Genomic DNA, 21,076 nt, shown 5'->3' with positions numbered 1-21,076 from the left:
AAAATTGAATTTTACCTTTGTTGAGACATATAATAATAAGTTTTAGGAATAAAAATACTTTTATTCCTAATTTAATCATATACAATAATTTCATTTAATTATGTGTATGTTTATTCCCTTATTCTATTAATAGAATACTTTCTAAAAAGCTTAATTTAGTTTTTTTGAAAAACCATTTTTCTTTGAGAAAAATTTTAAAATTAAGTTACAATAATAATGTATTTACGATAAAAAATATGATATTTTCAAGAAATAAGTAAATGCAGTTTTGATTTAAAAAACAATAAATAATTAGAGTTTCCTGATCCTTATTAAAAGGGTTGAGAAACTTTTTTTCTTTCTAAAAAAATATTTATCTTTATTGGAAATAAGTTAGTTTTGTTGAGTTACTTTCGTATAATGGAAATAGATGTTGCTTTAGACAACATTCATAACCGAATATGAATTTAAGTATTTTAAAAAAGAAAAGAAATTTTTTATTCGATTACGGTTCTCATAGAATTAAAGACCAACAAGTAACAGGTTTATTTTTAACAATTGTGGTCATTACTTCTATTATGTTTATTTTCGGAGCCCAAGTAATTTTTACTCCGGGTCCAGGCTTTAAAATCTTTATTGATATTTTTAAATACACCGTTTTAATGATTGGTTTACCTTTCTCAGCATTAATTATTGGTCATAACTCATGAACTCCATATGCGATGAAGTATCGTGATTGATGACGTAAAAATGCAAGGTTATCCATTTTTAATTTTTACTTCTGAGCAATTATTTTCATGATTATTGGATTGATTACGTTAGCTATATTAAAAGCAACGCATTCACCATACTTTCCTGGAGATAAATATTGAGCGTTAATTCCAACTGTAGGAATGCTGCCATTACAAAACTTTAGTGCACAAGGAACTTCATTCACTATTGCTTTAATTTGATTCAACTTATTGTTGCCATATATTATTAAAGGTTTCAATAAAATGTCATTCGCTGGTGCTACAATTTTTATTGCGACACTATTATTAGTTGCTGCTTTTATTGGTAGTTGAAATAACGTCTTCAGTCATTACCACAGCTTACAACAACAATATCCTTGATTTAATAACGTAACCAAGTATTTAAAAGTAGAAGTAATTTTTGCGTACTTATTCTTAGGAATGTACATTCGTAAATTTATTCGTAATGGTAATTGAAAGGTTCACTTAAGTTTATGAGTAGCCCTTTCATGTTCATTATTCATTATTGAAACAGTTTTAAACCAAGTGTTACATAATAATAAATTCTTTATTTCTGTGTTCCCTGGTGAAATTATTTCAACCATTATGATTATTTTTGCGTTTGGTTTCTTAAGCAACGTGAGCTTCCATCATAGATTCACTATTACGATCCATCACAAACGGATTGCCTGAATTAATAAAACTGCTCTAATGTTAATTGGAGACATGTTCATGATTATTCTACCTGTTTGTCACTATATTGATGGTTACTTAGTGGGTGTGGCCGGATTACACCTTACAATGGTGCCAATCGGTTCAAACTATTACATGCTTTATCCACAAACTCAACTTTTAGTAATAGGTTCTGCACCTGATGCAACTGGTTGAATCATGATGGGTGCTAGTTGCTTAGCCTTCATTCCTTTATTTACGCTAGGATTATTAAGAAATTATTTATATAAAAAGTTAGATAAAGCTCTAACAAAATGACACAACAAAAGAGAACAAGTTTTATCAATAAAAAAAGAACCCCATATAATCGTTAAGAACTAGGAATTCTTGCTGTAAAATAACGCCTTTAATTGCTTTTAAAGTAATTAAAGGCTTTTTCTTGTCTTAAATTAGGGTTATCGGTCGGTATGAGTTTTCTAAGAACTATAATTTAGTCATGATGAAAAAAGAATTTCAAATAAATAAACCTTATGAACCGCAAGGAGACCAAATCCGAGCAATTGAAGAATTAACTCGTAATTATAAAAACGGTATTGATAAGCAAGTTTTATTGGGAGCAACAGGAACAGGAAAAACCTTTACCTTTGCCAACATTATCCAAAACTTGCAAAAGAAAACTTTGGTTATGGTACATAACAAAACGTTAGCGGCTCAATTGTATATGGAACTGAAGGAACTTTTCCCTAATAACCGGGTAGAGTACTTTGTGTCTTACTTTGACTACTACCAACCAGAGGCTTACATCCCTCGAAGTGACACTTACATTGAAAAAAGTTCCCAAGTAAACGATGAAATCGAAATGTTGAGATTATCAACTATTACTTCTTTAGCTTCGTCCGATGATGTTATTGTGGTAGCTTCTGTGGCAGCCATTTATGCTTCTATTTCAAAGGCAAATTTTGAAAAATACGCAGTAAAAATTTCCGTTGGCCAAGAAGTTTCTATTAAACATTTAAGACAAGCTTTAGTTAAATTGAATTATGAAAGAAATGATATTTCTCTTACACCCGGCACCTTTAGATCTAAGGGTGATGTTTTAGATATTGCGCTAGGTTATACCGATGAATATTTCTTAAGAATTAGTTTCTTTGGTGATGAGATTGAAGATATCTATCTAGCTAATGCGTTAGAAGGTAAAAAAATTAAATCTTTAAAAGAATTCATCATTACTTCGGCTACTGAATATGTTGCAGATTCTGATAGACTAGGTCCAATTGTGGATGAAATCTTAGAAGAATTAGCTGAACGGGTAAAATGATTTAACAGAGAAAATAAGTTATTAGAAGCTCAAAGAATTGACCAAAGAACTAGATATGATATCGAAGCTATCCAAGAATTTGGTTATTGTAGTGGTGTAGAAAACTACTCTCGTTTCTTTGATAATAGATTACCGGGTAGCACCCCATATACTATTTTTGACTTTTTTAATGAAAACGGGAATGATTGATTATTAATCATCGATGAATCTCACATTACCTTGCCACAAATTAGAGGGATGTATAATACCGACCGTTCTAGAAAAGAGTCTCTAGTAGAATATGGTTTCAGACTACCAAGTGCTTTAGATAACCGTCCGTTAAAATACGAAGAGTTTTTATCTAAAATTTCGAAAGCTTTATTTGTCTCAGCTACACCTAATGAATGAGAAATTGACTACGCTAACAATACGATTGTGGAACAAATCGTACGGCCAACCGGTTTATTAGATCCTAAAATTGAAGTTAGACCTACCAAGAACCAAATGGAAGATTTATTGAATGAATTAAAAATTCAAAAAGACAGAAACGAAAAAACTTTCATTACAGTTATGACTATTAGAATGGCGGAAGAATTAACCCACTTCTTGCAAGAAAGAGGAGTAAAAACGGCCTACTTACATAACGAGTTAAAAACATTAGAACGTAGTAAGATTATTAACAACATGCGTCGTGGTTTATATGATGTTGTGGTTGGTATTAACTTATTAAGAGAAGGTTTAGACGTTCCAGAAGTAAGTTTAGTAGCAATTTTTGATGCCGATAAACCTGGTTTCTTCAGAAGCGATAAATCTTTAATTCAAATTATTGGTCGGGCTGCGAGAAACGCCAACGGCCGGGTAATTATGTATGGTGATGAAGTAACTACTGCAATGGATATTGCTATTACAGAAACCAACAGAAGAAGAAGTATTCAAGAACAATACAATAAAGAACATAATATTGTACCTAAAACTGTTATTAAAGCCATCAGAGAAGATGTAAAAGGGTTCAGCGCTACTGATATTAAACCAACAAACGTGAAGTCAGTGGATGACAAGAAAGTCTTAATTAAAGACCTAAAGAAAAAGATGCTAGATGCAGCTAATGATCGGAACTATGAATTAGCGGCTGAATATCGAGACGCGATTTTAGAATTAGAAGCTGAAATCGATGGTGATAAAATAAATAAAAAACGGTTTAAATAGTTTTAAAAAACCATAGGGTAGACCTATGGTTTTTGTTTGGCTATAGATTCCTATTCTTTAATTAGGGTTACAGTAATATGACCATCTTTAAGGAATTTGAAGCTAATGTATTCAGAACCATTGAATGACAAGATTTGTCCAGGTTGTAAGTGGTATACATCAGTAGAGTTCATTGTAGCTTCAATTTCGCCTGCTAAAACTGTAAACACGATGTTATAACCTTCATGGTTATGCTTAGGGAAAGTGTCACCAGCTTGACCAAATTTATTTAATAATTTAAAGTTTTCTGTTTTAATTTGAAAACCTTCTTCATTAGTAATTACTTTAATCATAAGAACGTTCATGCTCCTTTAAGTGAATTCAATAATATTGTAATACCATTTCCCACTTTTACACATGAAAGGCAACGAAAAAACTACTAGCTTATTCTAGTAGTTTTAGTTGGAAAAGTTATCTAATGTAGTAGAACGCTTTGATGATATTATCTACGTGTTCCACCATTCTTTCTAAGACACCAAAACAAGTAATTAAATCAATTAAAGTTTTGTTTTGAATAGATAAGTCGGCATCGTTGAATAATAAAACACAACTTCTAATTTTGTTTTTTAAGTAGATATGGTATTCTCTGATACTATCGCTAATATCTTCGCGACATTCTTCAATACTTTTTTCTACAAACTCGTTATAGATTAACATTAACAAGTCATTAGTTTGTTTATAACCATCAATAAACATATTGAAGACTTTATCTGGCACTTCTCTTTTGTAAAAGAAGTTAGTTAAGATTTCTACATAACTACTAATTCTATCAACGTCTTTAATTGAATCGATGACAGAGATAATGAATCTTAAGTGAGAAGCGCGTGGTTCATTTTTTTGAATCATTCACATTGTTTCATCTAAGATATCTTCGTAGTTTTTAGAAGCCTTTTCCACAGAGTATTCAAACTTTGCATATTGTTCATCATTCATTAAGTGTTTTACTTGTTCTTGTTCTTGTGAAATTAAGAACGCATACAAGTTATTATGAATGTTTAATACATCTTTTAGATAAGTGTCAAAAGTGTTTAACAACTCTTTTTCGGACTGTTTCATGATTGCATAGTTAGTAGACATAATGAAATTCCTTTCTAAGCAAGTTTACCAGAGATGTAATCTTTAGTTTTCTTTTCTTGTGGATTAGTGAATAATTTTTTAGTTGGCGCAAATTCCAACAATTTGCCTTTATAGAAGAAGGCAGTATCGTCACTTACCCGTTGAGCTTGCGCCATTGAGTGAGTTACGATGATGATTGAATATTTATCTTTGAGTTTTAAGATTAATTCTTCAATTTTAGAAGTGGCAATAGGGTCTAACGCTGAAGTTGGTTCATCCATTAAGATAACTTCAGGACTCATTGCGATTGTTCTGGCAATACACAATCTTTGTTGTTGGCCACCAGATAAATCAGTCCCCTTCTTATCTAAATCATCTTCCACTTCGTTTCATAAAGCAGCATCTTTTAAAGCTGATTCAACGATTTGGTCTAACACTTTTTTATCTTTAATACCATGTGAACGTGGTCCAAAAGCTACGTTATCATAAATACTCATATCAAATGGAGTAGGTTTTTGGAAGACCATACCCACTCTAGAACGTAATTCTAAAATAGATAATTGTTTAGATTTAATGTTAACTTTATCAAAGTAAATATTACCGTTAGTAATTAAACCATCGATAAGTTCATTCATCCGGTTTAAGTTTCTTAAGAAAGTTGATTTCCCACAACCAGAAGGACCAATTAAAGTTGTGACTTTGTTTCTCTTGATATCCACATTGATGTCAAACAAGGCCTGTTTTTTACCGTTTAAATATCATAAGTTAAAGTTTCTTACTTCAAAGATGTGTTCTTCGTTAAAGTCTTCTTTGGGCTTATTTAATTTTTCTTTACGTTCAATTAAATATTGTTTTAAATCTTTCTTTTGTTGACTTGATAATTTACAAGTTTTTAAGAAAGCTTTTTTGAACGGGTTCGCTTGCTTTAAAGTCATGTAAACTTCAGCTGGCGTTTGCTCGTTAAGTGGTTTATTGCTGTTTAGTTGATAAACCTTATTTTCTTCAGCTAAACCAGGTTGTGAGGTAGCTGATTCGCTTGCATTTAAATTGTTTTTTTCTTGCATGAAAACTATACCTTATTAATTAACGTCTTGTGTTGTGGTTGGATTATTGGAACGAATGAATTGCGGGTGTCTGCTCCAGAAGTCTTGCTGCATCTTTTCTAATTCATGTTTGCTACTGTATTTAATTTTTAAGACTTTCGAATTGTAACTTAAGTATAAATTTTTAGATTCATCTAATGCTAATGTCTTAGCTTGTTGGTGAGTTAAGTATAAGATTGAATCTTTGTAAATTTGTGGTTGGTAAGTATTCATATCAATGTTTACAGGATTTTTTCAAATCATTTTTTGAATATTTCAACGTGTCACAATTTCTTGTTTAATAGATGATCAGTACGGAATAATGGCGTGACCAATTACAGTTAATAATAGAACTAGTAATAAAGTTACAAACGCTGATTCGTACATGATGTGAATACTTTGAGTAGCATCATTAGAATACAATTGTGCATAAATTCTGGTTGTTAAAGTTTGACCAGGGTTCATTAAAGCAACGTTAGTTGATGATGATAACCCAGCAGTTAAATATAATGGGGCAGTTTCAGCTAATACTCTACCAATTGTTAAAATTGTTGAAGAAACAATTGTTTTATAAGCTTGTGGTAAGACTAGTTTAGAAATTGTATATCATTTACTGTTTCCTAAACCATAACTGTTTTCTCTAATTGCTTTCGGCACAGTTTCTAAACCTTGTTGGATCATTCTTGTGAAGGTTGGCAACACAACAATGATTAAAGTAAAGGCCCCAGCTAATAAAGAGTTACCCATTGTTCCACCGGCTGAAATCCCGATAGATTGAATAAAGAAGGCTAAACCAAACATCCCAAAGATAATTGATGGTGTAGCAGATAATGAGTCAATAAAGAATAAAATAACTTTTTTAACGTGTCCTTCTTTAGCATATTCGTTTAATCAAATTGCAATTAGCAATGATAAAGGTAATGAAATGATAATTACAACTAAGATTAATAAAATGGTGTTCAAGAATGATTGACCAGTTGTATTTTTTGAATATAAGAACATAGTTGAATCGGGTTGCTCAGCTGCCACGATTCCACCGATAATAATGTCTAATGTAATTCAAGCAACGAAACCGAAGACAATTAAAGTGTCTAAGATTTCTCAGAATAATTTATAACCACTGTATAGGTATAAAGTTTTATTCGTTTTGATTCTTCTTGAAATATAAGCTGACATTGTAGTTTCATAGTTATCGCTAGTAACTTTAATTGGACTCTTGTAAGTCATTTTTTCTCATAAGATTCCAATTTGGTCTGGCACAATGGCTACAAAGTTACCGAATTTTTTTAAAGCGATAGATAGTTTGTTGTTACGGTGTTTTTTGTTAGTAATGATTAAAACGATAGCGTTTAAAATCATGACAAAGATAAACATAACAATACCGAAAGCGTATAGTAAACCTCTTAAGCTTTCGCCACCATTTTCTGAGAACATTCCGACAGAAATTACTGATCCTAATGGTGATAATGAAGATGTTAAGATTGCTCCCAATCCGTGGCTAAAGACATCAGAATAATTTTGTGAAGACAAAATCATTGATACAGCCATTGTTTCCCCAATTGCTCTACCAGCAGCTAAAATAACTGCTACGATAATGGGTTTTCTAGTTTGGGCTCTGAAAATCTTATAAATTGATTTAGTTTTAGTATTCCCTAAAGAAATAGAGTTTGATATAAGGTTAGGATCAACTGTTTCGTAAGCATTTAATGTTAAAGAAATGATTGTAGGAATCAACATAAACGCTAACATGAAAATAGCTGTTAGAACTGTATAGCTAGTGTTTAAACCGAAAATATCTTTTAAAACTTCACCTAATGATTGTGAAGCGAATAACCCAAAGATTACTGAGGGAATAGCTGCACTTGTTTCGATGATAATTTTTAAGGTTTTTCTTAAACTATCATTTCTTACTCTAAAGTGTAAGAATGTAGCGGTTTTTAAAGCTAGCGGTGTAGCAATTAATAAAGCACCAACGGTGGTAATAATTGTTACTGTTAATGGTAGTCATACAGATGCTTGATGTTTGGTTACATCATTGATGTTGTATTTATTATTAAGGATAATTGAATTAAAGCCATAAGCTTGGAAACCAGGTACACTTTTTCAAATAATGTAACCGATTAAGCAAAGGAAGACGGCAACTAATAACCAAGCCACAAACATTGTGGTGTACTTGACGGTTTTATTAGTCGTTGCTCTGCTTTTGATTAATTTGTGATAATTAGTTTGCATATTACTTTTCTTGTGGTATCGCTCCGCATCAAATGTTTTGGTATTTTCTTAGGTTATAGTTGGCTGTTTGCATTAAATCGTAATCAGAAGTGTGGTTTCATAAACCACTTCAGTCTGGTTTAGGATTAACTTTTAAATAATCACTATAATTTGCTGTTGGATGTTCTTCTGCATAAGTTTGAATTTTGTTCAAGACTTGAGAACTACCGTTAAACATAGTTGCCATTTGGCTAAGGGTTAACGGTAAGAATCCTTCAGCATCTAAGACTTTGTGATATTGGGACTCAGGGAATAATGAGTTAGCTAACATTCATTCGATGAAATGATCAACTTGAGGTTGATTGTTATCTTTAAAGATTAAATTTAAAGGTCTGAATCAGTTATATCCGTTAGACACAGTTGCATTACTTGTTTTACCGTCTTTATGAGTAATTAATTGGACAGCATCAGAACCGTTATCGTTAGGTGAATAAGCGGCAATGCCGAATCCACTGTCAACGATATCTTGGTAGTTATTTTTAATAAAACCAGCTGATAAATAAGTAATAGGAATACCAGCTGAATCGAAACTTTTGACTGCTTGTCATGTTTGTAAGTTAGATTCAGAAGTGGTATGTGTGTATGGACCATAAGTACCATTTTCTAAAACATTTCATACTGTTTTTTGAATTGTTTTAGATTCAACTTGACCATTTTGCGCATAAGGAGCATTCCATCTAGAACCAATATGTTCTAGCGTGTGTTTGCTTGAAAGTATGCCTTGGTTGTTTTTTAATAGTCGACTGTCAGTCACAAATGACTCGGCAGTACCACTTTGCATTGACCCCCCACTTCTGGCGAAGGGAACAATTTCGTTTGCCGGATTATAGTCTACTGTTCAACTATTAGGAATTAAGTTATGAGCATTAATTTGCTCGTATCCAGAAAAGGCCAGATATAATCACTGGATTGTTTTTGGAGTCAGAATTAATTGTTTATTTTTTAAAATGCCACTTTTTTTATAAACAATACCAATTCCGTCTCATGCTACAGTGACGGTTTTAATCTTATCTTTTTGTCATTGTGTCGAGTCGGAACCATTGATAGCTTTTTGACCATCGTATGCTGGCACTCCGACCATTGATAAGTCTGGGGTCTTAGAAGCGGCCCCCATATTTTTATTGTTTTGTAAGACGTCTTGAATACCTACAGCAGAACCACCAGCATCAGCTGTGATTTCTGATCTTGTATACACTTTCGAGACGTTTTGTAAAAGTGGTTGCATTGTGGATGAACCAGAAATAAAGATTCAACTTGGGTAACTTCAATCGACCGAGAAGCCGATGATGACACCAACAATGGCTAATAGTAAAACTACTAGCGACAGAATCTTTCAAGGAATTTTTTTCATTCCTTTCCTATTTGCATCTTGTTGTTTGTTCATTGATTGTTTTTTAATTTTTTTCTATGTTTTTTAAAATATTCACCATTATTTCGAAGTAAATAATTAATTTAATGATGACATTTTTTTAATTTTAACGTATTATTTTTTAATTAAAAAGCGAAATTGGTAACTCAAAAACCTAAAAAAATGTAATAATATTGCTAATTTCTACTATTTATATACGAATTTATTTAGTTACAATAAAAGAAATACGTTTCGTTTTTTTCTATTAACTTTAAATATTTTTTGAATTAAGGAAACACCAATTTATTAATGAATATCGATAATTATTACATGTCTTTAGCGATTCAAGAAGCTAAGAAATATTTAGGGTATGTAAACCCTAATCCTCCGGTAGGAGCTGTAATTGTTAAAAATAACGAAGTTTTAGCTATTGGGGCTCACCAATACTTTGGCGGCAATCATGCGGAAGTGAATGCTATTAATCAATTAACATCAGAACAATTACAAGATGCAACAATTTACGTAACGTTAGAACCTTGTTGCCATTATGGAAAAACACCACCTTGTGTAAATGCTATTTTAAATAGTAAAATTCGCAGAGTAGTAATTGGTACATTGGATGTAAATCCGGTTGTTGCAAGTAAAAGTTGTCAACTTTTAAAAGAGCACGGAATTGAAGTCACTGTTGGAGTATTAGAGACTGAATGTAAAGAATTAATTAAAGTGTTTGCACACTTTATGAAATATAAAACTCCCTACATCACTTACAAGTATGCTATGACATTAGATGGAAAAGTAGCTGCTGATAGTGGTGATAGTAAATGAATAAGCAATACTCAGTCTAGACAACTATGTCATCTGTTCAGAAGTCAAAATATGGGTATTATGGTTGGTATTGGTACTACTTTAAAAGATAACCCTTTATTAACTTCTAGAAATGGACATAAAACTCCAATTCGTATTATTTGTGACTCGCATTTAAGAATTCGGTTAGATTCACAAATTGTTCAAACAGCTCGTGAATATAGAACCATCATTGCGTATTGAGATAATAATCTAACCAAGATTCAACAGTTACAAAGCTATGGTTGTGAATTATTATTTGTAGGAAAAAACGAAAATAACGAACTAGACCTAAAAGATTTATTAGTGAAATTAGGTCAATTATCAATTGATAGTGTTTATATCGAAGGCGGACCCACGATAGCAACAGATTTTTTAAAACAACGTTTAGTAAACTCAATTCAAACTTTTGTGTGTCCCAAAATTATTGGTGGAAACGAAAATTTTAGTCCAGTTAAAAATTTAAATTTCTCACGAATGTGTGATGCTTTAAAGTTAGTGAACGTTCGTTCCCAAATGTTAGGCGAAGATATTTTTATAGAAAGTGAAGTAGTGTACTAATTATGTTTACAGGAATTATAGAAAAAAAAGGAATTATTCACGATATTAAAATAAAACACGATATGAATAACCATATCGATGGTTGCTACTTAAGAATTAGTGAACCTAGTATCCAAAAAGCCGTTAAATTAGGTGATAGTTTAGCAGTTAATGGAGTGTGTTTAACAATTGTAGACATTACTGATAAGTATGTAGAAGTAGATGTCATGAACGAAACATTAAACAAAACCACAATTGGTTCTTTAAAACCTAATGATGAAGTCAACTTGGAAAAAGCTTTAACCTTACAAGATCCTTTAGGTGGTCATTTAGTGTTAGGTCATGTAGATGGTTTAGGAAAAATTATCAGTATTACAGAAGATGGTATTTCAAAAGTCTTTAGATTTACAACTAATTCAGAGATTTTAAATTTAATTGCCTACAAAGCTTGTATCGCAATTGATGGTATTAGTTTAACAGTAAGCGCTTTAGGCGAAGATTATTTTGAAATTAGTGCTATTCCGTTCACTTTACAAGAAACAGTGTTAGGAAACAAACAAGTAAATGACATGGTTAATTTAGAAAATGATTGCATGGCTAGATACATTTTTAGATACGAACAAGTAAAACAAGGAGCATAAAACATGAGTACAGTATTTGAAGCGTTAGAACAGTTAAAAAAAGGTGGCTTAATCGTTGTGGTAGACGATGAAGATAGAGAAAATGAAGGTGACTCAATTGGATCGGCTGAATTAGCTACAAAAGACATGATTAACTTCATGGCAACATACGGTAAAGGTTTGATTTGTATGCCAATGTCTCAAGAAAGAGCGGACAAATTAGAATTAAGTCCAATGGTAAACAACAATACCGATAATCACCAAACAGCTTTTACTCAAAGTATTGATTACGTTGAATCAACTACTGGTATCTCAGCCGAAGAAAGAGCAATAACTGCAATTCAAGCAGCGCAAACTAGAATTAAAGCAAAAGATTTTAGACGTCCAGGACATATGTTCCCGTTAGTGGCTAAAGAATTGGGCTTATTTGAAAGAAGAGGCCACACTGAAGCAACTGTGGATTTAATGAGATTAGCTAATTTAAGTGATTGTGGGTTATGCTGTGAAATCATGAACCGTGAAGGCGAAATGATGAGAATTACAGAACTAACTAGATTTGCTAAAAGACATAATTTGCCAATTATTTCAGTTCAACAAATTTTAGACTACCGTAAAGAAAATGAACAATTAATTAAATTAAACAACATGGTAGATTTACCAACGAAATACGGAATGTTCAAACTATACTCATTTACGACACCATTCTCAATAGAACCAGAATTGGCTATCGTTAAAGGTAACATTAAAAATAAAGATGAAGTGTTATGTAGATTACACTCAGAATGTTTAACTGGTGATGTATTTGGTTCTTTAAGATGTGATTGTGGTTTGCAGTTAGAAACAGCTTTAAAGGCAATTGAACAAAATGGTAGCGGAGTTGTGTTATACTTACGTCAAGAAGGACGTGGCATTGGTTTAGTGAATAAGTTAAAGGCTTATAAATTACAAGAAAAAGGTTATGATACTTTACAGGCTAATTTAGAATTAGGTTTTAGTGGCGATGAAAGAGAATATTTTGTAGCTGCACAAATTTTAAAATACCTAATGGTTAACTCAATTAACTTATTAACAAATAACCCACACAAAGTAAAACAATTAAGTAATAATGGCATTGTAGTAGCAGAAAGAACAGCAATTGAAATTGAAGCGAACCCTTACGATGCAACATATTTAAAAACAAAAAAAGATAAGATGGGTCACATCCTAACCTTAACAAAGAAGGTCAAATAATATGAAAGAATTTTCAGGAAATTTAACGTTAAATCAAGACCACCACATTGCTATTGTGGTGAGTGAATTTAACACAAGTATCACAGAAAACTTATTAAAAGGTTGCGTAGCTGGTTTAAACAAAGTTGGTACTGACAACATTGATGTATATAAAGTTTCTGGTGCTTTTGAAATCATTGGCGTGGCACAAAAATTAAGCACTATGCCGCAATATGACGCTGTAATTTGCTTAGGTGCAGTAATTAAAGGCGAAACAGACCACTATGAATACATCTGTAACGCAGTAACTAGTGGTATCACTAGTGTTGCTACTCACAGTCCTATTCCGGTGATTTTTGGGGTCTTAACAGTGGCAACAATTGAACAAGCAATGAACCGTGCTGGTTTAAAATCAGGCAACAAAGGTTATGATTGCGCATTAACTGCGGCTGAAATGATTAACTTATACGCACAAATTAAATAAAATGAAAACAAAAGAAAACCGTTGGCGAACCAACGGTTTTTTATTTTTAATTTATATTATTTAGCGATTTGGATTCTTTGATAAATTGGTTGTGATACATCTACAGTGATGTTATCTACGGCGTGTAAATCGCTAAGACTTGCTAAGGTCATAATGTCTTGTGAGAAGTTCATTTGTTGCATCATTAACTGCGTACCGTCAATTAAGATTGGTGCTAATAATACAGCAGCTAATTGAATAGTTTTAGCTAAATGGTTTAATAATGAATTCAATTTCGCTGTTTCTTCGTTTTTCTTTAATTCTCAAGGTTTGTTGTCTTCAATGTATTTGTTAGCGAACTTAATTAGTTCAATAACAGCAGTGGCTACTTTTTCTAGCTGCATGTTAGTTACAAACATTTCCACATCAGACACAGTTTTAGCCATTAAAGCTTCTAAATCAGCATCTTGATCTAAAATTTGACCGTTGTAAGCAGGAATAACACCGTCAGTGTATTTCTTTAGCATACCAATAGTTCTAGATACTAAGTTTCCAACGTTGTTTGCTAAATCAGCATTGATGCATTCAATTAAGATTTCTTCATTGTAAACACCATCTTTGTAAGTTGGAATTTCTTTAATTAAGAAATATCTTAAAGCGTCACGTCCGTATTTTTCAACTAATTCTACAGGATCTACAACGTTACCTAAAGATTTAGACATCTTACCTTCTTTAGTTACGATTCAACCATGTGACATGATTTGTGTAGGTAAGTTTAGGTTTAAACTGTTTAAGAAAATAGGTCAGTAGATACAGTGGAATCTAGTGATTTCTTTTGACATTAAGTGTACTCTTTCAGTATTTGGATCAGCTCAGAATTTTTGGAAGTTTTCGTCGTGATTAGTTCTGTAACCTAAAGCTGATAGGTAACTGAATAATGCATCTAATCAAACATAAAGTACGTGTTGAGGGTTTTCTTTAATCTCAATTCCCCATTTAATTGAAGTTCTGGAAATTGATAAATCTGTTAAGTTTTGTAAGAAGTTGTTTTCTAATTCACGAGCACGTGATTCAGGAATGATAAAGTTAGGATGTTCTTTATAGTAACTTAATAAACCTTCAGCCTTATCTGACATTTTAAAGAAGTATGAAGATTCGTCTTTTTCGATGACTTTATGTCCTACTGAACAATATAGACCATCTTCTTTTTCTACAAGTTGTTTTTCTGTTAAGTTTTCTTCACATTGAACACAGTAGTAACCTTTTCAGTTACCTTCATAAATGTAACCTTTAGCGTACATTTCGCTAAAAATTTCTTGAACAGCGTGTTCGTGTTCTTTGTTAGTTGTTCTAATGAAGCAATCGTAATCAATACCTAATAGTTTGAATAGATCTTTGAAACCTTCTGAAGTTTTGTCCACAAATTCTTGTGGAGTCATGTTGTTTTCAGCGGCTTTAGTTTCAATTTTTTGTCCGTGTTCATCTGAACCTGTCACAAAGAAAGTTTCGTAACCAAATAATTGTTTATATTTTTTTAAAACGTCAGCAATGATAGTTGTGTAAGCGTGACCAATATGAGGTTTTCCACTAGCGTAGTAAATTGGTGTGGAAATAAAGAATTTTTTATCCATAAATTTCTCCTTGAATATAAATGTTATTTATTTTGTTTTTCTAAAGCTGATTTAATAAACTTGGCATGAGTGTCATTCATCTTGGCCTCGTTTACATTATTATAATTGGGATAATAGTATTTTCTTTGAGCAAGTTCTGGGGGCATATAATCTTGCTCTACGTAGTTACCTGGGTAGTCGTGCGGAAATTTATACCCCTTAATCCCTAACTTGGCAGCAGATTTATAATGAGTGTCTTTTAGGTGAGCCGGAATTTCGTAAATGCCACCATTTTCTACTTCATAATCAGCTTGATACATTGCTTGGCTAATAGAGTTAGATTTTGGTGATAAAGCCATCTCGATAACGATTGCAGTTAATGGATATTTACCTTCAGGCATTCCAATTTCTTTAAAGATATCAATAGCTTGTTTAACTCTGAGTCCCATATTTGGGTTAGCTAGTCCGATATCTTCGTAAGCAATAACTAGTAACCTTCTAAATAAAGCTTCAAAGTCTCCAATTTTAATTAACCGAAATAAGTAGTACAAAGAAGCATCAGGGTCGCTACCACGAATAGATTTTTGTAAGGCAGATTTTAAGTTATGAATTTCATCGCCTTCAGAACTACCCAGAACATATGATTGAGTGTAGATTTTTTCAATGATGCTTTCGTTAATTTTTTGATCAGAATAAAGTTTAACTAATAAATCAAATAAATTTAATGTACTTCTGAAGTCTCCGTTAGTTAAATTGACAATTTGTTTGATGTATTTATCTTGAATGATTAACGGTATTTTTTTATTATCTATTAATTTTTTAATACCAACAAACATGTCTTCTTTGTTGATGGGTTTTAGTTGAAAAATTTGACATCTACTTCTTACGGCTGGATTAATAACAAAGAAAGGATTTTCGGTAGTGGTTAAAAAAGCTACGATAGATTTGTCTTCTAAACCAGATAATAAAATATCTTGTTTGTCACGATTCATCCGATGTACTTCTTCTACAATGACAATGTATTCAGTGGATAATTTAGCAGTGTTTAAAATTCTGACTAGTTTATCTTTGTTATCTGTGGTTGCATTAAAAATGCTGTAAGGAATGCCCAAAGTTTTAGCAATGGCCACAGCCATGCTAGTTTTACCGATTCCAGGATTACCATAAAAAATAATAGAGAACAGTGACCGTGTCTCAATCATTCTTTTAAGTACACCATTATCTGCTAAAAGGTGTTGTTGTCCAACAATATCATCTAATGATTCGGGTCTTAAATCATTAGCTAAGCTACTCTTATTGATCATTTTTAACTTCTAAGATTTTTTTGTATAGTTCTTTAGAATCTAAATTATATTTATCAGCTAATAAGAAACTAATTTCTTTAGTTTTTAGATTGTTATTTAACATAGTTTTAATTTCTGCCACTAAATCAACAGCTTCAGTTGGTACCTCTTCTGGTTCGTTGTAAACTACTAAAACAAATTCGCCCTTTAAGTTAATGTCTAAATTAACCGCTTCACTTAAAGTGGTGCGAATAATTTCTTCATGTTTTTTAGTTAATTCTCTTGCGATTGCGACTTTTTGGTCGCCTAATACACTGTATAAGTCTTTAAGGCAATCTTGTAATCTATGCACAGATTCCAAAATAACAAAAGTGGTTTTTAAGTCACGGTAACGGTTTAAGGAGTTAGTTCTTACTTGTTTACTTTTTCCTAAAAATCCTAAAAACATAAAAGTGTTAGTAGGTAAACCACTAGCCACTAGAGCGTGTGTAATGCTTGATGGACCATTAATTACTTCGACAGCGATATTATGTTCTTCACAAGCACTAACTAAAGTGTATCCTGGGTCAGAAATTAATGGATAACCGGCATCAGATACTAAGACAACTTTGTTTCCTTCATTGATTAAACGAATCGCTTCGTTAACTTTGTCATTTTCAGTAAATTTTTCAAACTTAATTAGTTTAGGTTTGTTTTCTAAATTTAAGAGGTTAATTAAGTTTCCAGTAATTCTTGTATCTTCGCATAACACAATGTCAGCGTTTTCCATTGCTTCCATGAATCTAAAAGATACTTCATTTAAGTTACCGATTGGTGAAGCTGCTACAGTTAATTTTTTTTCAGTTTCAAAAGTTTTCATATTAATCTCCTAAAATTGCTAAGACTTGTTCTTTCGTGATGCCAATTAAGTTTAACCGTCTTAACAACTGTTTATTGTTACAGTAACTAATTTTTAAATGATCACAAATTAGTTGCCGTTGTGCTTTGGTGGTGATGTTGAGTTCGTTATACTCAGTTAAGGAAATGGATGAGATAGATTTTTGTTCAAAGACAACGTAATTATTTAAAGCTTTGATAATACTTTCTGGGGTCGCTTCAGCAATACCAATTTTTTTTGAACCCTTAACAATGTCACTCTTTTTTACAAAACATTGTTTAGTATAAGGTAATTCTTGAGAAATAATTTTTCGAATTCTTTCGCCGGGTCCATCGGGATCTAAGAAAAGGATTACGCCATTTTTTTCGCTAGCTAATTTAATTAACTGCAAAGTTTTTTTATTGATTTCAGAACCGTTAGTTTCGATAGTTTCGACATCAAAAATGGATTTTAGTTTAATGGTGTCAGTCTTGCCTTCTACGATGATAGTTTCTTGAATTTTTGGTTTCATATATACTTGATTTTTAAAATAAAAGTTCTAGAGAAGATGATTCAGAAAATCACATTCTACAAGAACTCGTCTTTCCTCAAAGTTTAGTTACGTTTATCTAATTCGATTTGAATTTTGCAAGATAATTCTTGAGTGTTTCTTTTAATGATTTCACTCATCGCACCAGTTTCTTCTGTGAACAATTTAATAACATCAGCAATGATGTGATCAACAGATACCACTTTTAAGCATTTAATACCAATTGGTCTTTCGATTGTATCTGTAACTAACACGTTGTTAATGTAACCTTGATCATAAGCTTCATTAAATCTTTCAGCCGCGTTACCATTGAATAAACCGTGTGTTACTAAGATTGATACCGTTCTAGCACCATGTTCTTTCAATAATTTAGCAGACGCCAACATTGTGCCACCTGTATCAATCATGTCGTCAAAGATTAAACAATCTTTGTCTTTTACATCTCCTAAAATATTTTTAATTTCTACTTGGTTTGGAGATGGTCTTCTTTTATCAATGATTGCTAATGGTTTATTAACTAATGTACTGATTGTTCTTGCACGTTTAATTCCACCGTAGTCTGGCGAAACCACAACGAAGTCAAATAAATCTTTGTCTTTGATGAATTCGTTTAATAAGAAGATTGATAATCTCATTGAGTCAAACGGAATATCGAAGAATCCTTGTGTTTGATCTGAGTGAATATCAAAGGTTAAGATTCTAGTAGCACCAGAAGCTTGTAACATATTCGCCACTAGTTTAAATGTAATTGGTTCTCTTGGACCAGTTTTTCTATCTTGTCTTGCATAGCCAATGTAAGGAATAATTACGTTGATTGATCTAGCTGAAGAACGTCTTACAGCATCAATAGCAATTAATAATTCCATTAAATTTTCGTTAACAGGATTACAAACTGATTGAATGATAGCAACGTCACGTCCTCTTACACTAACTTGTGGAGCTACTAAAATTTCTCCATCAGCGAAACGTTGAATTTTAATAGGACTAAGCTCAGTGCCTAATTTTTTAGCTACAGCATCGGCTAAACCTTCTGATGCTGATAACCCAAAAAGAATTGTTTTATTGTTTAAATTTGTTTCCATAATATATCTATCCACCTAATATTCTTATATTTTAATTTAATATTTCTATTATTTTGCGTTATTGCGTTTATTTTTATATAATAAATATGTCATCGCAACTTTAAGTGGCAAACCGTGTCAGGCTAGAAATAGAGCAGCACTAAGCATGATCTTTTAGTGTGCGGTGGCATTTTTTTGTCCCATTTTTAACTTTTTTATTACCTATTTTGCGTTTTTTAACTTTATTTAAATAAAATAATAATAGGGCGTCTCACTCAAAACTTTAAACGATTTAAAAACTGTGTTTTCTTAAATGATTTAAATTTTTGATTAAAACAACACCCTGATAGAAAGCAACCGCATACTATCATCGTATGCGGTTTTAATAATTTACTACAGAACGGACTAATTAATTACAGTAAAAATGAACAAAAGACAGTATCCCAACAAATTTGAACCTAATCTAACCGACAAAAAAACTTTGTTAATTATTGATGCTAACAACTCGTTAGCTAATAATTATTTTGGCATTAAACAAGAAGTAATCCAAAACCATGTGGATAAAAATAAACCTTTAAATTTGCACATTTATACAACTGCTAAAAGATGGATTAATATGATTACTAAATATAATCCTGATAAGGTTATTTTTGTGTTCGATTCTAAAGATAAACCTGTTTTTAGAAAACAAATTTTTACTCCATATAAAACTAAATCCAAATCTAAGCCGTTATTAGAAGAATCAATTAATTTAACGAAACAATTATTGGAACATCTTTACATTAATTATCTATCTGTACCAGGTTTCGAAGCAGACGATACAATCGCTTCATTAGCTAGACAATACTCTAGCAAGTACAACACTTACATTTGAACTAATGATAAGGATTTATACCAGTTGATTACTCCAAATGTTAAGATTGTGAAATACAACAAAAGTAAATACGATTTTAGCGTGATTGATGAAAACTACGTGTTAGAACACGAAGGATTATTACCGCAAGAATATATGCAGTACAAAATCATTTATGGGGATAAATCAAATAATACTCCCGGGATTCCTGGTTTATACTGAACCACATTGGTAAAGAAATTACTGCGTGAACATCAAACTATTGATAATATTATTAGTTTAAAAACTCAAAATCGTAAAATTAGAAAAATCATCTTAAACTTAAAAGTACATTGAGAAATTGTAGAGTTAAACAGACAGTTGGTTACTTTGGTTTCAACGATTGATATTTCTTCATTTGACGAACACAATAGCTCTAAAAAGAAACGTAGTATTAACTCACTATACGCTATTTATAAGACCAATGATTTAAACTATAACTTCTTTAAAAATGTGTTACTTAATATTTTTATTAAGAACCACCAAAGATACTTTAAAGAACAACCTATTGGTTATCGAGAAGAAACTACCAATGAAGTTGTGCCAGTTTTAACTAATGCTAAAAAAATAAAGAAAACAGCCCAAATAAAAAAATAAATGAAAACCCTTTCAGGACAGCCTGAAAGGGTTTTTGTATGGTTGATTATAATTCGCCATCTTTTTCGATGGTTGTAATAATGTGATGTAATACTGTGTAAAATTGTTCTGGTTCATCCACAAAAGGAACGTGCCCAGAGTTATAAATGATAAAGGGTTTAACGTTAGGATTTTTAGTTAATCTTCTAATAGCAAATTTAGCATCAATGATTTGGTCATCTTCGGCCACGATTAAAGCTGTTGGAACCGAAATATGTTTTTCAGATTTTCTTAAACGAATTCAGTTTAGTGGTGCATTCATACTTCTGTATAAATTTTTGGTATGTTTTTTAATTTCAATTTGGGTTTCCATCATGAGTTTTAAATTAGGACTACTTGGACCATCAGGGAAGATTTTATAAGGATCTTTGTACACGATATAAGATGCTTCTCAAGCCTTAGCTAAATTAGTGGGAGTAAGTTTGAAAGAGTTTAATAATTTGACATGTAATGATGAGTTCATAGGTGAGACCATAACTAATAATTTAATTCTTTCGGGAATTAAATTAGAAGTCATACCTACAACCCCACCGCCCATACTATGACCAATTAAAATAACATCTTGTAAATTAAGTACGTCTCTAATTAGTTCAGCTAATTGTAAAGAATAAAGTTTAGGGGTTAAATTAACTGAAGGGTCGGTTGGCGTTACCCCCATCCCTTCTAGTTCAATTGCGTAGTAATCGTAATTTAATGCTAATTTTTTAGCAATTTCATCAAAGTAATCTGAATTGGTAGCATATCCATGACAAAAGACCACTGAACCTAGTTTTTGTTCTGTTCGACAAGGGATATACTTGTATTTAAAGTTTTTAGAAGAAATAATTTCCAC

18 protein-coding genes and 1 other RNA gene are annotated in these 21,076 nt (G+C 31.8%); 8 read left to right on the top strand and 11 right to left on the bottom strand.

Annotated elements, in window-relative coordinates; translation table 4 throughout:
• Positions 1-440: 440 nt before the first annotated feature.
• Together ABWU82_RS03115 and uvrB are read left to right on the top strand one after the other, a co-directional pair.
• Positions 441-1,763, top strand: coding sequence for a hypothetical protein (locus ABWU82_RS03115; protein WP_353290044.1), 1,323 nt, complete (start codon positions 441-443; stop codon positions 1,761-1,763).
• A gap of 115 nt (positions 1,764-1,878) precedes the next feature.
• On the top strand, positions 1,879-3,885 hold the full coding sequence (gene uvrB, locus ABWU82_RS03110; protein ID WP_353290043.1) for an excinuclease ABC subunit UvrB: 2,007 nt from the start codon (positions 1,879-1,881) through the stop codon (positions 3,883-3,885).
• Between the two features lie 50 nt (positions 3,886-3,935).
• Here uvrB and ABWU82_RS03105 read toward each other — a convergent pair whose 3' ends face one another.
• The 5 genes from ABWU82_RS03105 to ABWU82_RS03085 all read right to left on the bottom strand — a co-directional run bounded on the left by ABWU82_RS03105 (position 3,936) and on the right by ABWU82_RS03085 (position 9,717).
• Entirely contained in the window at positions 3,936-4,217 is a 282-nt protein-coding gene (locus ABWU82_RS03105) for a cupin domain-containing protein (protein WP_353290042.1), read from the bottom strand.
• Positions 4,218-4,335: 118 nt separating this feature from the next.
• Positions 4,336-5,001 carry a phosphate signaling complex PhoU family protein gene (locus ABWU82_RS03100; protein WP_353290041.1) on the bottom strand — a complete coding sequence of 222 codons (666 nt, stop codon included), beginning with the start codon at positions 4,999-5,001 and terminating at the stop codon, positions 4,336-4,338.
• Positions 5,002-5,015: 14 nt separating this feature from the next.
• On the bottom strand, positions 5,016-6,044 hold the full coding sequence (gene pstB / locus ABWU82_RS03095; RefSeq protein WP_420017873.1) for a phosphate ABC transporter ATP-binding protein PstB: 1,029 nt from the start codon (positions 6,042-6,044) through the stop codon (positions 5,016-5,018).
• Positions 6,045-6,059: 15 nt separating this feature from the next.
• Complete coding sequence (gene pstA / locus ABWU82_RS03090; RefSeq protein WP_353290040.1) at positions 6,060-8,294, bottom strand: phosphate ABC transporter permease PstA; 2,235 nt, start codon at positions 8,292-8,294, stop codon at positions 6,060-6,062.
• A gap of 1 nt (position 8,295) precedes the next feature.
• Positions 8,296-9,717 carry a PstS family phosphate ABC transporter substrate-binding protein gene (locus ABWU82_RS03085; RefSeq protein WP_353290039.1) on the bottom strand — a complete coding sequence of 474 codons (1,422 nt, stop codon included), beginning with the start codon at positions 9,715-9,717 and terminating at the stop codon, positions 8,296-8,298.
• Between the two features lie 273 nt (positions 9,718-9,990).
• On the opposite strand from ABWU82_RS03085, the gene ribD reads away from it, so the two are divergent.
• Genes ribD through ribH form a run of 4 tightly spaced genes read left to right on the top strand, consistent with a single transcriptional unit; the run spans position 9,991 to position 13,377 of the window.
• Positions 9,991-11,085 (top strand): bifunctional diaminohydroxyphosphoribosylaminopyrimidine deaminase/5-amino-6-(5-phosphoribosylamino)uracil reductase RibD, encoded by a 1,095-nt coding sequence (gene ribD / locus ABWU82_RS03080; protein ID WP_353290038.1) that lies wholly within the window; start codon positions 9,991-9,993, stop codon positions 11,083-11,085.
• A gap of 2 nt (positions 11,086-11,087) precedes the next feature.
• On the top strand, positions 11,088-11,705 hold the full coding sequence (locus tag ABWU82_RS03075; protein WP_353290037.1) for a riboflavin synthase: 618 nt from the start codon (positions 11,088-11,090) through the stop codon (positions 11,703-11,705).
• Between the two features lie 3 nt (positions 11,706-11,708).
• Positions 11,709-12,914 (top strand): GTP cyclohydrolase II, encoded by a 1,206-nt coding sequence (gene ribA / locus ABWU82_RS03070; protein ID WP_353290036.1) that lies wholly within the window; start codon positions 11,709-11,711, stop codon positions 12,912-12,914.
• A 1-nt stretch (position 12,915) separates the two neighbouring features.
• Positions 12,916-13,377, top strand: a complete 462-nt coding sequence (gene ribH, locus ABWU82_RS03065; protein WP_353290035.1) for a 6,7-dimethyl-8-ribityllumazine synthase — start codon at positions 12,916-12,918, stop codon at positions 13,375-13,377.
• Positions 13,378-13,433: 56 nt separating this feature from the next.
• Here ribH and metG read toward each other — a convergent pair whose 3' ends face one another.
• The 5 genes from metG to ABWU82_RS03040 all read right to left on the bottom strand — a co-directional run bounded on the left by metG (position 13,434) and on the right by ABWU82_RS03040 (position 18,737).
• Entirely contained in the window at positions 13,434-14,987 is a 1,554-nt protein-coding gene (metG, locus tag ABWU82_RS03060; protein ID WP_353290034.1) for a methionine--tRNA ligase, read from the bottom strand.
• Between the two features lie 23 nt (positions 14,988-15,010).
• The gene (locus tag ABWU82_RS03055) at positions 15,011-16,270 is read right to left on the bottom strand and encodes a replication-associated recombination protein A (RefSeq protein ID WP_353290033.1); all 1,260 of its coding nucleotides are present in this window, start codon (positions 16,268-16,270) and stop codon (positions 15,011-15,013) included.
• A complete protein-coding gene (rsmI, locus tag ABWU82_RS03050) occupies positions 16,260-17,108 on the bottom strand; it encodes a 16S rRNA (cytidine(1402)-2'-O)-methyltransferase (protein ID WP_353290032.1) in 849 nt (282 codons plus the stop codon). The genes ABWU82_RS03055 and rsmI overlap by 11 nt, the downstream gene beginning before the upstream one ends.
• Position 17,109: 1 nt before the next feature.
• The gene (gene rnmV, locus ABWU82_RS03045) at positions 17,110-17,637 is read right to left on the bottom strand and encodes a ribonuclease M5 (RefSeq protein WP_353290031.1); all 528 of its coding nucleotides are present in this window, start codon (positions 17,635-17,637) and stop codon (positions 17,110-17,112) included.
• 83 nt (positions 17,638-17,720) lie between these two features.
• Positions 17,721-18,737 (bottom strand): ribose-phosphate diphosphokinase, encoded by a 1,017-nt coding sequence (locus ABWU82_RS03040; protein WP_353290030.1) that lies wholly within the window; start codon positions 18,735-18,737, stop codon positions 17,721-17,723.
• 81 nt (positions 18,738-18,818) lie between these two features.
• On the opposite strand from ABWU82_RS03040, the gene ffs reads away from it, so the two are divergent.
• An RNA gene (gene ffs / locus ABWU82_RS03035) (signal recognition particle sRNA small type) lies at positions 18,819-18,915 on the top strand.
• A gap of 225 nt (positions 18,916-19,140) precedes the next feature.
• Entirely contained in the window at positions 19,141-20,205 is a 1,065-nt protein-coding gene (locus tag ABWU82_RS03030) for a 5'-3' exonuclease (protein WP_353290029.1), read from the top strand.
• A gap of 46 nt (positions 20,206-20,251) precedes the next feature.
• Here the strand turns inward: ABWU82_RS03030 and ABWU82_RS03025 are convergent, their stop codons facing one another.
• On the bottom strand, positions 20,252-21,076 hold the full coding sequence (locus tag ABWU82_RS03025; RefSeq protein ID WP_353290028.1) for an alpha/beta fold hydrolase: 825 nt from the start codon (positions 21,074-21,076) through the stop codon (positions 20,252-20,254).

This window comes from Ureaplasma ceti, assembly GCF_040369755.1.
Taxonomy (GTDB): domain Bacteria; phylum Bacillota_I; class Bacilli_A; order Mycoplasmatales; family Mycoplasmoidaceae; genus Ureaplasma; species Ureaplasma ceti.
The sequence above is the reverse complement of the archived record's forward strand: the minus strand, read 5'-3'. Positions and strand labels throughout refer to the sequence as shown.